General features: G+C 36.9%; 12 protein-coding genes. All 12 read left to right on the forward strand.

From position 1 onward, the window contains the following. Positions 1-12 precede the first annotated feature (12 nt). Positions 13-915 carry a succinate--CoA ligase subunit alpha gene (gene sucD / locus AC1MGI_RS12460; protein WP_480345532.1) on the forward strand — a complete coding sequence of 301 codons (903 nt, stop codon included), beginning with the start codon at positions 13-15 and terminating at the stop codon, positions 913-915. Between the two features lie 238 nt (positions 916-1,153). Further along, the gene (gene dprA, locus AC1MGI_RS12465) at positions 1,154-1,966 is read left to right on the forward strand and encodes a DNA-processing protein DprA (protein WP_480345533.1); all 813 of its coding nucleotides are present in this window, start codon (positions 1,154-1,156) and stop codon (positions 1,964-1,966) included. 508 nt (positions 1,967-2,474) lie between these two features. Beyond that, positions 2,475-4,550: a type I DNA topoisomerase gene (gene topA / locus AC1MGI_RS12470; RefSeq protein WP_480345534.1), complete on the forward strand. Its 2,076-nt coding sequence runs from the start codon at positions 2,475-2,477 to the stop codon at positions 4,548-4,550. A gap of 479 nt (positions 4,551-5,029) precedes the next feature. Beyond that, entirely contained in the window at positions 5,030-6,337 is a 1,308-nt protein-coding gene (gene trmFO / locus AC1MGI_RS12475; protein WP_480345535.1) for an FADH(2)-oxidizing methylenetetrahydrofolate--tRNA-(uracil(54)-C(5))-methyltransferase TrmFO, read from the forward strand. A gap of 61 nt (positions 6,338-6,398) precedes the next feature. After that, positions 6,399-7,301, forward strand: coding sequence for a tyrosine recombinase XerC (gene xerC / locus AC1MGI_RS12480; protein ID WP_480345536.1), 903 nt, complete (start codon positions 6,399-6,401; stop codon positions 7,299-7,301). 23 nt (positions 7,302-7,324) lie between these two features. After that, positions 7,325-7,867, forward strand: a complete 543-nt coding sequence (gene hslV / locus AC1MGI_RS12485) for an ATP-dependent protease subunit HslV (RefSeq protein ID WP_062181185.1) — start codon at positions 7,325-7,327, stop codon at positions 7,865-7,867. A gap of 19 nt (positions 7,868-7,886) precedes the next feature. Beyond that, on the forward strand, positions 7,887-9,299 hold the full coding sequence (gene hslU / locus AC1MGI_RS12490) for an HslU--HslV peptidase ATPase subunit (RefSeq protein ID WP_480345537.1): 1,413 nt from the start codon (positions 7,887-7,889) through the stop codon (positions 9,297-9,299). Between the two features lie 129 nt (positions 9,300-9,428). After that, complete coding sequence (gene codY, locus AC1MGI_RS12495; RefSeq protein WP_480345538.1) at positions 9,429-10,208, forward strand: GTP-sensing pleiotropic transcriptional regulator CodY; 780 nt, start codon at positions 9,429-9,431, stop codon at positions 10,206-10,208. Between the two features lie 1,044 nt (positions 10,209-11,252). After that, positions 11,253-11,648: a flagellar basal body rod protein FlgB gene (gene flgB / locus AC1MGI_RS12500; RefSeq protein WP_480345539.1), complete on the forward strand. Its 396-nt coding sequence runs from the start codon at positions 11,253-11,255 to the stop codon at positions 11,646-11,648. Beyond that, a complete protein-coding gene (gene flgC, locus AC1MGI_RS12505; protein WP_480349779.1) occupies positions 11,648-12,100 on the forward strand; it encodes a flagellar basal body rod protein FlgC in 453 nt (150 codons plus the stop codon). Before flgB ends, flgC begins: the two co-directional genes overlap by 1 nt. A 17-nt stretch (positions 12,101-12,117) precedes the next feature. After that, the gene (gene fliE / locus AC1MGI_RS12510; protein WP_480345540.1) at positions 12,118-12,429 is read left to right on the forward strand and encodes a flagellar hook-basal body complex protein FliE; all 312 of its coding nucleotides are present in this window, start codon (positions 12,118-12,120) and stop codon (positions 12,427-12,429) included. Between the two features lie 88 nt (positions 12,430-12,517). Next, positions 12,518-14,110, forward strand: a complete 1,593-nt coding sequence (gene fliF, locus AC1MGI_RS12515; protein ID WP_480345541.1) for a flagellar basal-body MS-ring/collar protein FliF — start codon at positions 12,518-12,520, stop codon at positions 14,108-14,110. Positions 14,111-14,115 lie beyond the last annotated feature (5 nt).

Consider the following 14,115-nt stretch of genomic DNA (forward strand, 5'->3'; position numbering starts at 1 on the left):
GGGGGACCAAAAATGGGCGTATTTATTAATAAAGATACTAAGGTCATTGTTCAAGGTATTACTGGTTCAACGGCTTTATTTCACACAAAACAAATGTTGGAATATGGAACAAAGATTGTTGGTGGAGTGACTCCAGGAAAAGGTGGAACTGAAGTTGAGGGTGTGCCAGTTTATAACACAGTGCTTGAAGCTGTTAATGCAACTGGTGCCACTGCATCCGTGATTTATGTACCAGCTCCATTTGCTGCAGATGCGATTCTAGAAGCAACAGATGCAGAATTAGATCTTGCCATTTGTATTACAGAACATATCCCAGTTATGGATATGGTGAAAGTGAAGCGTTATATGGAAGGTAAGAAAACTCGCTTAATTGGACCCAACTGTCCAGGAGTTATTACGGCAGATGAATGTAAAATTGGCATTATGCCAGGATACATCCATACAAAAGGTCATGTTGGTGTCGTTTCTCGCTCTGGTACGTTAACGTATGAAGCCGTTCATCAATTGACACAAGCTGGGATTGGACAAACTAGTGCAGTTGGAATTGGTGGAGATCCAGTAAATGGAACAAACTTCATCGATGTGCTTAAAGAATTCAATGAAGATCCTGAAACATATGCAGTCATCATGATTGGTGAAATTGGTGGAACTGCTGAAGAAGAAGCTGCGAAATGGGTAGCAGCTAATATGACGAAACCGGTTGTTGGTTTCATCGGTGGGCGCACAGCTCCTCCAGGAAAAAGAATGGGACATGCTGGTGCAATCATCTCTGGTGGAAAAGGAACAGCAGATGAAAAAATCCGCGTTATGAATGAATGTGGAATTAAAGTCGCTGAAACCCCATCTGTAATGGGTGAAACACTAATTACTGTCCTAAAAGAAAAAGGTATCTACGAACAATGTAAGACAAATTAATTTTTCATACATGAGGCTGTCTCAAAACCATGGTTTAGATCCCGCAACTACGAAAAATACAGTGCGTATATAAGACGTAATACTGTGTGTTGTTCCGAGGTCTTCCTTTTTTGAGACAGCCTATAATTTTGTCAACGATTGTTCCCCACGTTAAAAACCGCTATAGGAGTGATCTACATTGAACATTACCGATAAAATCATTCATTTACACCATTGTCGCGGTGTAGGATGGCAAACCATGAAAAAGATTCTTTTAGCAGACCCCTCTCTAACGACACTTTATACTCATTCCTTTACCCAATGGCAAAAAATCCTTCCAATCCCTGTTACTAAACTACAAACCTTTTATCATGACCTTCATCATTTAAATATTCAAGAACTGATTCAACAATATAAAAATAATGATATTGAAATTGTAACGATCGTAGATGATGATTATCCAAATCTCTTAAAACAAATCTATGATCCGCCTTGGGTTCTTTATTTAAGAGGTGATAGGAGCTTGTTAACCTTTGAGCATAGTTTAGGGGTGGTCGGGTCGAGACAGCCGTCTGAGTACGGCGTGGAAGCCCTAAAAAGGGTATTGCCACCTCTTATTAAGAAGGATTATGTCATTATCAGTGGCGTAGCGACCGGAATTGATGCTGCTGCACATCGAATAGCGATCGCTTGCAAAGGGAAGACAATCGGTATTCTCGGAGGTGGCCATTATCATATGTATCCTGTTAGCAATATTCCCTTGGCCACAAATATAATCAAATACGGATTACTCATTTCAGAAACTCCACCAACAAGACGCCCCGAACCATGGATGTTTCCGGTAAGAAACCGAATTATTAGTGGGTTATCCAAAGGGGTATTTGTTGTTGAAGCAAAGGCGAAAAGTGGTTCTCTGATAACAGCGAATCTTGCATTGGAGCAAGGGCGTGAGGTTTTTGCGATACCAGGAAACATTACGAGCGAATTATCAGACGGGTCGAATTTCTTGATTCAAGAAGGCGCTAAGATGGTACTTACAGCAGCAGACATTGACGTAGAGATCGTATATTAAGTAAATTACACCTATTTTCTTCTATTGAATACAAGTTTCCTAGGTGCTAAGTCTTAGCGTGAAAATAAATGATTTGAATGGAGGAGGGCAATCCTTTCGAGGTGTCCTCTTCTTTATTTTATCCCGTATTAACAGGCGGTAAGACGCCCGCTAAATGAAGTGTCACTTTATAAAACCTATTTCTTATTGATATAAATCTGATTATAATGAAAAATGGGCATAATCAGATTGTTGTGTTAGATATACAAATAGTGAAATATGTACCAAGAATTTTCGTGAATTACATAAATTTATTCCTTTCTTGAAAAAAATAAAAATCTATAGAAAAAGGTTGATAATTTAGTAATACTAGTATAAATTTTGCATCAGAGTCCTGTTTCAATCGCTTTTTTTGAAATCAATTTCTTATATGCGAAATAAAATAAAAAATGAAAGAAGATTGACAAATGATTTTTCTAGGATTAATAATAGTGAAGATTTATATTACCTCTTGAGGAGGATTTATTGAATGTCAGAATACTTGGTAATAGTGGAATCGCCAGCAAAAGCGAAAACAATAGAACGTTATTTAGGAAAGAAATATAAAGTAAGAGCTTCTATGGGACATGTTCGTGATTTGCCTAAGAGTCAAATGGGTGTAGATGTCGAACATGAGTATAACCCGAAATATATCACAATTCGTGGAAAAGGTCCTGTACTAAAGGAACTGAAAACAGCTGCAAAAAAAGCGAAGAAAATCTATCTCGCAGCTGACCCTGACAGGGAAGGGGAAGCGATTGCATGGCATTTAGCTCACAGTCTAGGTGTAGATATTGCATCAGATTGTCGAGTGGTATTTAATGAAATTACAAAAGAAGCAATTAAAGAGTCGTTTAAAACCCCTCGTCCAATCAATATGGATTTAGTGGATGCTCAGCAAGCACGAAGAATCCTTGATCGTTTAGTCGGATATAACATTAGTCCTTTATTATGGAAGAAAGTCAAGAAAGGTCTAAGTGCTGGACGTGTTCAGTCTGTTGCGGTACGGATGATCATTGACCGGGAAAAAGAAATTAAGCGCTTTGAGCCAGAAGAATATTGGACGATTAAATCCGATTTTCTTAAAGGGAATGACCAATTCGAAGGATCGTTTTTCAGTAAAGCGGGAAAACGTGTTGAACTTAAGTCAGAAGATGATGTTAAACAGATATTGGATGCCATCACCGGAAGTGAATTCAAAATCAATAAGGTGACAAAAAAGGAAAGAAAACGTAACCCTGCAGCCCCATTTACAACATCTTCGCTGCAACAAGAAGCTGCAAGAAAGTTGAATTTCCGTGCAAGAAAAACAATGATGCTAGCTCAGCAGCTGTATGAGGGGATCGAACTAGGAAAAGAAGGAACGATTGGATTAATCACTTATATGAGAACAGATTCCACTCGTATTTCAGACAGTGCTAAAGAAGAAGTTCGTAGTTTTATCGGAAATGCATATGGTCAGGAATATATTCTAAAGGAAGAACGAAAAGATAAAAAGCAAACGAATTCCCAAGATGCTCACGAAGCAGTCAGGCCAACTAGTTCGCTTAGAGATCCTAGTTCCGTTAAAGGATATTTATCGAGAGACCAATTTCGCTTATATAAATTAATTTGGGAGCGCTTAGTATCTAGTCAGATGGCATCAGCGGTTATGGATACGATGACAGTTGATTTAATTAATGCTGATATTATTTTTAGGGCAAATGGTTCTAAAATAAAGTTTCCTGGATTCATGAAGGTATACGTAGAAGGTACTGATGATTCAGTGGAAGAAAAAGAAAATATGCTTCCTGAAGTGAAGGAAGGCGATACGTTTTTTTCAAAAGATATCGAACCGAAGCAGCATTTCACTCAGCCACCGCCAAGATATACGGAGGCAAGACTTGTAAAAATGCTTGAAGAATTAGGAATAGGACGCCCTTCCACATATGCACCAACTTTAGATACCATTCAAAAAAGAGGGTATGTATCGCTCGATAATAAACGTTTTATACCGACAGAGCTAGGAGAAATTGTTCTAGAATTAATTATGGAGTTCTTTCCGGATGTACTTGACTTGGCATTCACCGCTAAAATGGAACGCGAGTTCGATAATGTTGAGGCAGGTAATATAGAATGGGTCCAAGTAATTGATGAATTTTATAAGGAATTCGAAGTCCATCTAATAAAAGCAGAAGCAGAAATGGAAAAAGTAGAAATCAAGGATGAACCGGCAGGGGAAGATTGCGCGGAATGCGGAAATCCAATGGTTTTCAAAATGGGCCGCTATGGGAAATTTATGGCCTGTAGTAATTTTCCGGATTGCCGCAATACAAAACCGATAGTGAAAGAAATCGGTGTGAAATGTCCGAAGTGTCATGATGGTAATATTATTGAAAGAAAAAGTAAAAAACGCCGCCTATTCTATGGGTGTGATCGTTATCCGGAGTGTGACTTTATTTCTTGGGACAAACCACTACCAAGACCGTGTCCGAAATGTGAAGCAACATTAGTAGAGAAAAAATTGAAAAAAGGTGTACAAGTACAGTGTGTAAACTGTGACTATAAAGAAACACCACAGAATTAGTTTTTAAGGTGAGTGTATAGCTCACCTTTTTAACTTTATTTAAAAGAAACTTTTATATTGGCGTAGAGTGACTATTTTATTCTGTATTAACGGGCAGTAAAGCATGTACCTAAAGGTTTAGAGTTTAGATGGCGGATGAAGAAAACCCGACTGAATGAAGTGTCACTTTATAGAATTACACATCATCTAGTTTTTTTATATAATTGGTAATTGATTTCGATTAACTCTCATTACGTCTCCTTTTACTGACAAAAATGTAAGAGAGAGAGGTATTTATTAGTAAATAGTTGGTGATAATGCTTGAAACTTTCATCTTTCCTGTATGTAAGGTAAAATGCAGTGGACAAGGAGTTTCTGTAGGTTATATAATTTACTATTGCTGATAGTAACAGAAACGATTTCTCGTTGTGAGTGTTTGGGAAAGATAAGCATGATTTACATATACTTGATATTCATATTTATATGCGGAGGTACGTAAAATGAAAGAAACAGTTGTCAATGTAATCGGGGCCGGACTAGCTGGTAGTGAAGCGGTCTGGCAACTTGCTAATCGTGGAGTTAAAGTGAATCTATACGAAATGCGGCCTGTTAAGCAAACACCTGCCCACCATACAGATAAATTTGCTGAACTTGTTTGTAGCAACTCTTTGCGTGCCAATGCTTTGACAAACGCTGTTGGAGTTTTGAAAGAAGAAATGCGGCAGTTGAATTCCGTCATCATGCTAGCTGCAGATGCATGTGCTGTTCCAGCAGGAGGAGCTTTGGCGGTTGACCGCCATGAATTTGCCGGCAAAGTGACAGAGTTGGTGAAAAATCATCCCAATGTTACGGTAGTGAATGAAGAAATGGTAGAAATACCTGAAGGTCCGACTATCATTGCAACAGGGCCCTTAACAAGCCAAGCGCTTTCAGCAAAGCTGCAGGAAATTATGGATGAAGAATATTTGTACTTTTATGATGCAGCTGCGCCGATCATTGAAAGAGACAGCATCAATATGGATAAGGTATATCTGAAATCTCGCTATGATAAGGGCGAGGCAGCATATTTGAATTGTCCAATGACTGAAGAAGAATTCAACCGTTTTTATGATGCGCTTATTGCTGCAGAGACCGTTCCACTTAAGGAGTTTGAGAAGGAAATCTTCTTCGAAGGTTGTATGCCGATCGAAGTAATGGCGTCTAGAGGGAAAAAAACGATGTTATTTGGGCCGCTGAAACCTGTTGGTCTTGAAGATCCAAAAACAGGAAAAAGGCCATATGCCGTTATCCAATTACGTCAAGATGACGCAGCCGGAACTCTTTACAATCTTGTCGGTTTTCAGACACATTTAAAATGGGGGCCTCAAAAGGAAGTCCTTCAATTAATTCCAGGTCTTGAGAATGCGGAAATTGTACGTTATGGGGTTATGCATCGAAATACGTTCATTAATTCACCTAAAGTATTAAAACCGACTTATCAATTTAAGAATCGTGAAGATTTATTTTTTGCTGGTCAAATGACAGGTGTTGAAGGGTACGTAGAATCAGCAGCCTCAGGACTAGTTGCTGGTATTAATGCCGCGAAAATGGCATTAGGGCAGGAACCAGTTACATTCCCAGCTGAAACGGCAATCGGTAGCATGGCGCGATATATAACAGCTACCAATGCAAAAACATTCCAACCAATGAATGCAAACTTTGGTATTTTTCCAGAGCTTGATGAGAAAATCAGAGGGAAGAAAGAACGAAATGAGAAGCATGCATCTAGAGCATTGGAAACAATTCAGAAATTTATGAAGAATTTGTAAATTTGTTTGCCTCCGATATTTAAATGTGATACTATTTAATAGCCTTTGCGAGGTGTACTGAATGTTATACGCAAATCAAGCTTTACCTTCTTTTATAGAATATTTGCAAATCGAAAAAAATTGTTCACACTATACCATTGAAAGTTATCAACGGGATATCGAAGAATTTGTTTTGTTCATGACTGAACAAGGTATGCAGTCGATTGATTCTGTTGAATATTTTGATGCGCGCTTATTTTTGACGAAGTTATACGAAAGAAATCTTTCCAAACGAACAATTGCAAGGAAAACATCCTGCTTACGGAGTTTTTATAAATTTTTAATGCGTGAGGGGCTTGTGAAAGAGAATCCGTTCTCCCTTGTATCGCTTCCTAAAAAAGATCAAAAGTTGCCGCGTTTCTTATACGAAGAAGAGTTGAATCAATTGTTTTCATCACTGGAACTTGATTCACCAATGGGATTAAGAGATGCTGCTTTATTGGAATTGTTATATGCAACTGGGATACGTGTCAGTGAAGGCTGTGATATTAAGCTTCAAGATCTTGATTTTTCTCTAGGTACCGTTTTAGTACATGGTAAAGGAAAAAAAGACCGCTATATGCCATTGGGCCAATATGCCAAAGATGCTCTAGCTTCTTACATACAAGATGGAAGAGCAAAAGTGATGACCACACATACGAAGTCCCATCCCTTTTTGTTAATAAATTTTCGTGGAGATCCACTAACACCAAGAGGGGTGCGTTATATACTAACAGCAATTATAAAAAAAGTTGCGAAAGATATAGAATTGCATCCTCATATGCTGAGGCATTCATTTGCCACACATCTTTTGAATAATGGTGCGGATTTAAGGACTGTTCAAGAATTATTGGGCCATTCTAAAATTTCATCAACACAAATTTATACACATGTAACAAAAGAACAATTAAGAAAAGTTTACAATGCATCACATCCGAGAGCTTAACAGCTTTTAAAAGGAGAATCGTTATGGGAGAATTTCATGCAACTACAATATTTGCTATTTCGCATAAAGGTGAATGTGCTATGTCCGGAGATGGTCAGGTTACGTTAGGAAATTCAGTAGTGATGAAGCATACGGCGAGAAAGGTACGTCGGCTTTTTAACGGAAAAGTATTAGCTGGGTTTGCTGGTTCTGTTGCGGATGCTTTTACATTATTTGAAATGTTCGAAGCAAAACTCGAAGAATATAATGGGAATTTACAAAGGGCATCTGTAGAGCTGGCAAAGCAATGGCGAAGTGACAATATTTTGCGCAAATTAGAAGCAATGCTAATTGTTATGGATCAAAATGACTTGCTACTTGTTTCTGGAACTGGTGAAGTGATTGAACCTGATGACGGAATTCTTGCTATTGGATCTGGAGGGAACTATGCTTTAGCTGCTGGTCGTGCGCTAAAGCAATTCTCGGGTGAAAACTTAACCGCAAAAGAAATCGCTCAATCATCTTTAAAAATAGCTGCAGAAATCTGCGTGTTTACTAATACAAATATTATTGTAGAAGAATTGTAAGTGAGAGGAGCTGTGTGATATGGCAAACAAATCGAATTTAACACCGAGGCAAATCGTTGAAAAGCTTGATCAATACATTGTTGGACAGCGTGATGCGAAACGTGCTGTAGCTGTTGCTCTTCGTAATCGTTATCGCCGCAGTTTATTGAACGATCAATTACGTGATGAAGTCGTTCCTAAAAACATCTTAATGATCGGTCCTACAGGAGTAGGGAAAACTGAAATTGCTCGAAGAATGGCTAAGCTAGTAGGTGCTCCTTTTATAAAAATAGAGGCAACTAAGTTTACTGAAGTTGGATACGTCGGTAGAGATGTCGAGTCTATGGTTCGTGATTTGGTTGAAACATCTGTACGGCTTGTTAAAGAAGAAAAGAAAGAAAGCGTAAAGGAACGGGCAGAAGAAAATGCAAATAACCGCCTGATTGAGTTACTTGTTCCTTCAAGTAAAAAACAATCGAATTTTAAAAATCCGCTAGAGGTATTTTTTGGTGGTGGAACGAATGATTCCTTTGAAGAAGAGTCCAAAAAATCAGCCGAAGACTTAAGCCTGCAGGAAAAGCGGAAAATTGTGAAAGAAAAGCTTGCACTTGGTGAACTAGAAAATGAACTCATCACAGTTGAAGTCGAAGAACAGCAAGCGTCGATGTTTGATATGCTCCAAGGTTCGGGAATGGAACAGATGGGTATGAATATGCAAGATGCACTTGGTAGCTTAATGCCTAAAAAGCAAAAGAAGCGAAAGTTAAAGGTAAGTGAAGCAAGAATTGTATTAGCGAATGAAGAAGCGGGTAAATTGATTGATATGGATGAAGTAACGCAAGAAGCGGTGTACAGAGCTGAACAAACAGGTATTATTTTTATTGATGAAATTGATAAAATTGCCAGTAAGAAATCTGGAAACTCTTCTGCGGATGTTTCTAGAGAAGGTGTTCAGCGTGATATTCTACCAATTGTAGAAGGTTCTACGGTTGTAACAAAATATGGTTCTGTAAAAACCGATCATGTATTATTTATCTCTGCTGGAGCTTTTCATATTGCGAAACCGTCAGATTTAATTCCCGAGCTTCAAGGACGCTTTCCAATTCGTGTAGAATTGACTAAGTTGTCAGTTGATGATTTTGTGCGAATCCTTCATGAGCCAGATAATGCATTAATTAAGCAATATATGGCATTATTGGCAACAGAAGGTATAGAAATTGAATTTTCTGACGAAGCTATTCGTAGGATTGCGGAAGTTGCTTTTGAAGTAAACCAAAATACAGACAATATAGGGGCTCGTCGCCTGCATACAATCATGGAAAGACTTCTAGAGGATCTTTCATTCGAAGCTCCGGAAATTACATTAGAAAAAATAAAGATTACTCCGCAATATGTAGATGAGAAGCTAGGATCAATTGTGCAAAATAAAGATTTAAGTCAATTTATTCTTTAATCTAGGAAGTATGAACCAAAGAAGAATCACCAAATAAGAGTGTGTACTCGTTAGTTCTCCTAGATTAAACGGATATTTGGACACAACAACTTAATCATTGAAGCAAGGTAATTTAGGAGGAAAACTGTAATGAATTTATTAGAAAAAACAAGAAAAATTAACGCTATGCTGCAAAATGCGGCTGGTCAACCTGTGAATTTTAAAGAAATGGCTGAAAGCTTAAGTGAAGTTATCGAATCGAATGTGTACGTTGTAAGTAGAAGAGGTAAGCTTTTAGGATTTGCTATTAACCAGCAAATTGAAAACGAGCGAATAAATCAAATGTTAAAAGACAGACAATTCCCTGAAGAATACACAAAAAACTTATTCAATTTACATGAAACATCTTCTAATTTAAGTATAGAGAGCGAATATACAGCATTTCCGGTTGAGAACAAAGAACTGTTTGCGAGCGGATTGACAACAATTGTACCTATTATTGGTGGTGGAGAGCGTCTAGGAACCTTGATGCTTGCTCGTCTTCAAGAACAATTCCATGATGACGATTTAATTTTAGCTGAATATGGAGCTACAGTAATTGCTATGGAGATTCTACGTGAGAAAGCAGAAGAAATTGAAGAAGAAGCGCGTAGTAAAGCGATCGTACAAATGGCGATTAGCTCTTTATCATATAGTGAGTTGGAAGCAATTGAACATATTTTCGAGGAACTAAAAGGCAGTGAAGGTCTTCTAGTTGCATCTAAAATTGCAGACCGTGTAGGTATCACTAGATCAGTTATTGTTAATGCATTAAGAAAGTTAGAAAGTGCTGGAGTCATTGAATCACGTTCATTGGGAATGAAAGGTACGTATATTAAAGTCTTGAACGATAAGTTTTTATTGGAACTTGAAAAATTAAAAAATAATTAATTGATTGATTAGAGGATGTCTAAAAGGTTGAACTAGGACCTGTCAAGTAGACTCCTAAAAAGAGTTCTATAATACGGCATGAGCTAGGTAGTGTACCTGACTCATGCCGTATTTATTTAGTATTCGCTTTTTGTTAGTATCAATCAAGTGTTCAAAAATGAAGTTTTGGGTTTCTTATATTCTCCTGCACTTATCACTTCCATGTATCAAACCATGCTTGTCATTAATAATCAGCCCCTCCATTTATATACTTATTCAATCAAAATTTACAAACTCTTATTGGTTATATTACATTTCACCCCTTTTTCTGTATGAATAAATCCATTAAAATATAGAACAATTGCTTTCATTTTTAGATTATATAAGCACGTTTCCTGCATATCATTTTGTTTACCTTCTATAAAAAACTAGAACTTCAAAAAGTAGGCTGAAAATACGTCTACATAATAGTTGCTATCTCGTATTTTGAAGCCTCCCCCTTTCGTTTTTGTGAAATTGAGAATGCACATGTTAGAAAAATGTTGTTAATGTCGATTAACTGTAATAGAGGTAATCTCTCCTTAATTCCCTTTTTTCGATAATAATAAAAATTTCGAGATAGAGTTTTCTGAAAATAATGTATAACAGAGAAATATTCCATAAAATGGTATATTAATTGTAATAAATTACTCGAATTCATGTCAATGGTAATATTTTATAGCTATAATTCAAATATATTTCACTGAAAATAGTTCTAAAGTATCGGTTAAAAATGCAAAATTTTCTTTATAGTTAATAGGGCAATTAACAAATGTGGAATTATTTATGTCGAATTTTTGTTAATCAGTGAAATAAAAAGCATATAATGTAATAAATATTCCACTAAATAGAAAAAGTATTACAAAATTAGACAGAAAACGACTAAAATAGTTCTTTTGGCATGGTTAATTATGTCGAATCTTAATGGACAGCATTCGTTAACTTCTTTAAAATAGTTATTATACAATTGTGTTTTTTGTTACAGATATTATATTTTTTTAACATTAAATACGAAGGAGGGTTACGATGAACATTTTTTCTTCTACTTTTACTACCCTTGAGCAAGCATTGAATTATTCGAGCACAAAGCAGAAAATTATTTCTGGAAATATAGCGAATGCAGATACACCGAATTATAAAGCGAAAGATGTAAAATTATCTAAATCCTTCGGTTTGGATTTAGAATCTTCCATTCAAGCTTATCGAACAGATCAAAGGCATTTTACATATAAACCTCTTTCTTCTGATCTAAGTAAAGTATTTGTTCAAAATAATGTACAGTACAATAATAATGGCAATAGTGTGGATGTCGACAATCAAATGAGTAATCTAGCATCCAATCAAATCTATTACAATGCTTTAATTGAAAGAACGAGCGGGAAATTTTCTTCGTTGCTAAATGTCATTAAGGGAGGAAGATGATTAGAATGTTTCAAAGTTTAAATACGACTGCATCAGCTTTAACAAGTCAAAGGTTAAGAATGGATGTCATCTCTTCTAATATGGCAAACGCTGAAACAACTCGATCAGAGTATGTCAATGGTCAATGGCAGGCATACAAAAGAAAATCAGTTGTGTTACAGGAAAATGGAAATCATTTTTCAAGTTATTTACATAATGCAATGGATAAAAGTACAGGATCTGGTAATGGCGTACATGTTTCAAGAATTATTAAAGATGAGACACCTTTTAAACTTGTCTATAACCCTAATCATCCGGATGCGAATGTAGGTGGTTACGTGGAAATGCCGAATGTTGACCCGTTAAGAGAAATGGTTGACCTAATGAGTGCGACACGCTCATACGAAGCAAATGTAACAGTATTTAATGCTTCAAAAGGGATGTTAATGAAAGCTTTGGAAATTGGAAAATAGATTGGAGATAGTATGTTATGACTGGAATGGATATTTCTATTAATCAAGGATCTTTGCCGGCAATCACCCCGCAAAAACAAACACCACTCTCTACACCATTTAAAGCCCAGCAAAGTTTTGCAGCTGCATTAAAGGAGTCTTTGAATAAAGTAAATGAAGCACAAACTGTCTCTGATAAGTTAACAGTCAAAATGGCAAAAGGGGAAAATGTTGACCTTCATGAAGTAATGATTGCATCACAAAAGGCAAGTGTAACTCTTCAATTAACTTTAGAAATGCGAAATAAAGCAGTGGAAGCTTATCAAGAAATGATGAGAATGAACATCTGACAAGTATCTTTAACTCCACAATAATTCATAGAGCGGTTGACGAAAGGAGACCTAGCTTAAACTTAAAAAGAGTGACCGGAGGATTAAGATGAATGAAGTGATCACCAATTTTAAAAGCAAAATAACGGCATTTTGGGGAAGTAAAAGCAAAAAGCAAAAAATCATGATGATCAGCATGGCCACTGCAATAATCTTAATAGCCATAGTATCCTCCATCCTTCTTACACGGACCACTATGGTTCCACTATATAGTAATTTGTCACCCTCTGAGACTGGAAGCATTAAAGAAAACTTGGATAGCAGAGGAGTTACCAATGAGATTAAGGATAATGGGACGACGATTATGGTCCCAGAGCAAAATGTTGATACTTTAAAGGTTGAATTGGCAGCAGAAGGAATTCCGGATTCTGGGAGCATTGATTATTCGTTTTTCGCACAAAATGCGGGTCTTGGCATGACCGACAATGAATTTAATGTGTTAAAACTGGATTCGATGCAAACTGAGTTGGCAAATTTGATAAAGAATATCGATGGAATAAATAATGCGAACGTAATGATTAATCTTCCGGAAAAAGGTATTTTCGTTAGTGATGCATCAGAAGAAGCGTCAGCGTCTATTGTACTCGATACAAAACCTGGCCATAAATTTGATGAAGGTCAAATTAAATCACTATACCATTTAGTAAGTAAAAGTATCCCCAATTTACCTACTGAAAATATCGTCATTATGAACCAGAATTTTGAGTACTTTGATTTAAAAAATGAAAATAGTTCGGGAAACACCTTTGTTGCTCAAAATGAAATTAAGAAGGAAATCGAACGTGATATTCAAAGACAAGTGCAAAACATGCTTGGGACCATTATGGGTCAAGATAAAGTAGTGGTTTCGGTAACCGCCGATATCGATTTTACCCAAGAAAACCGTGAAGAAAATCTTGTAACGCCTGTAGATGAAGAAAATCTAGAAGGGATTGCAATTTCTGCACAACGGGTAAATGAAACATATACAGGTGATAATACGGTAGCAGGAGGCGTACCTCAAGCAGAGGATTCTTCTGATTCATTGGGTTCGTATCAAGCAGGTGCAAATGGGAACGGCGATTATGACAAAATGGATGAAACGATAAATTATGAAGTTAATAGAATTAAGAAACAAATCGTGGAAAGTCCATATAAGGTAAGAGATCTAGGTATTCAAGTGATGGTCGAACCGCCAAACCCTAAAGATGTAAACTCTCTTTCACAACAAAGTCAAGAGGACATCACGAAAATATTGAGTACGGTTATCAGAACGACTATTGATAAAGACAATGTTGGAACGGCACTTACAGATGCAGACCTTGCCAATAAAATTGCTCTTTCAGTACAACCATTTAACGGAAAAGTTGCATTTGACAGTCCAAAACAAGCTGGGATCCCAATCTGGGTGTATATTGTAGGGGGCGTTCTACTACTAGCTGTCATTATTTTATTAATTCTATATCTTCGTTCAAGAAAACGTGACGATATTGATTTAGACGAATTAGAAGAATTGCAAGAGAGTGAGATGCTTGAAGTTGCTGATTTATCTGAAGAACAGGAAACAGAATCTACATTAAAACGCAAGCAACTTGAGAAATTGGCTAAAGAGCGTCCGGACGAATTTGCCAAACTATTACGAAGCTGGATTGCAGAAGACTAGGAGGA

This window comes from Peribacillus sp. BM1, assembly GCF_056679975.1.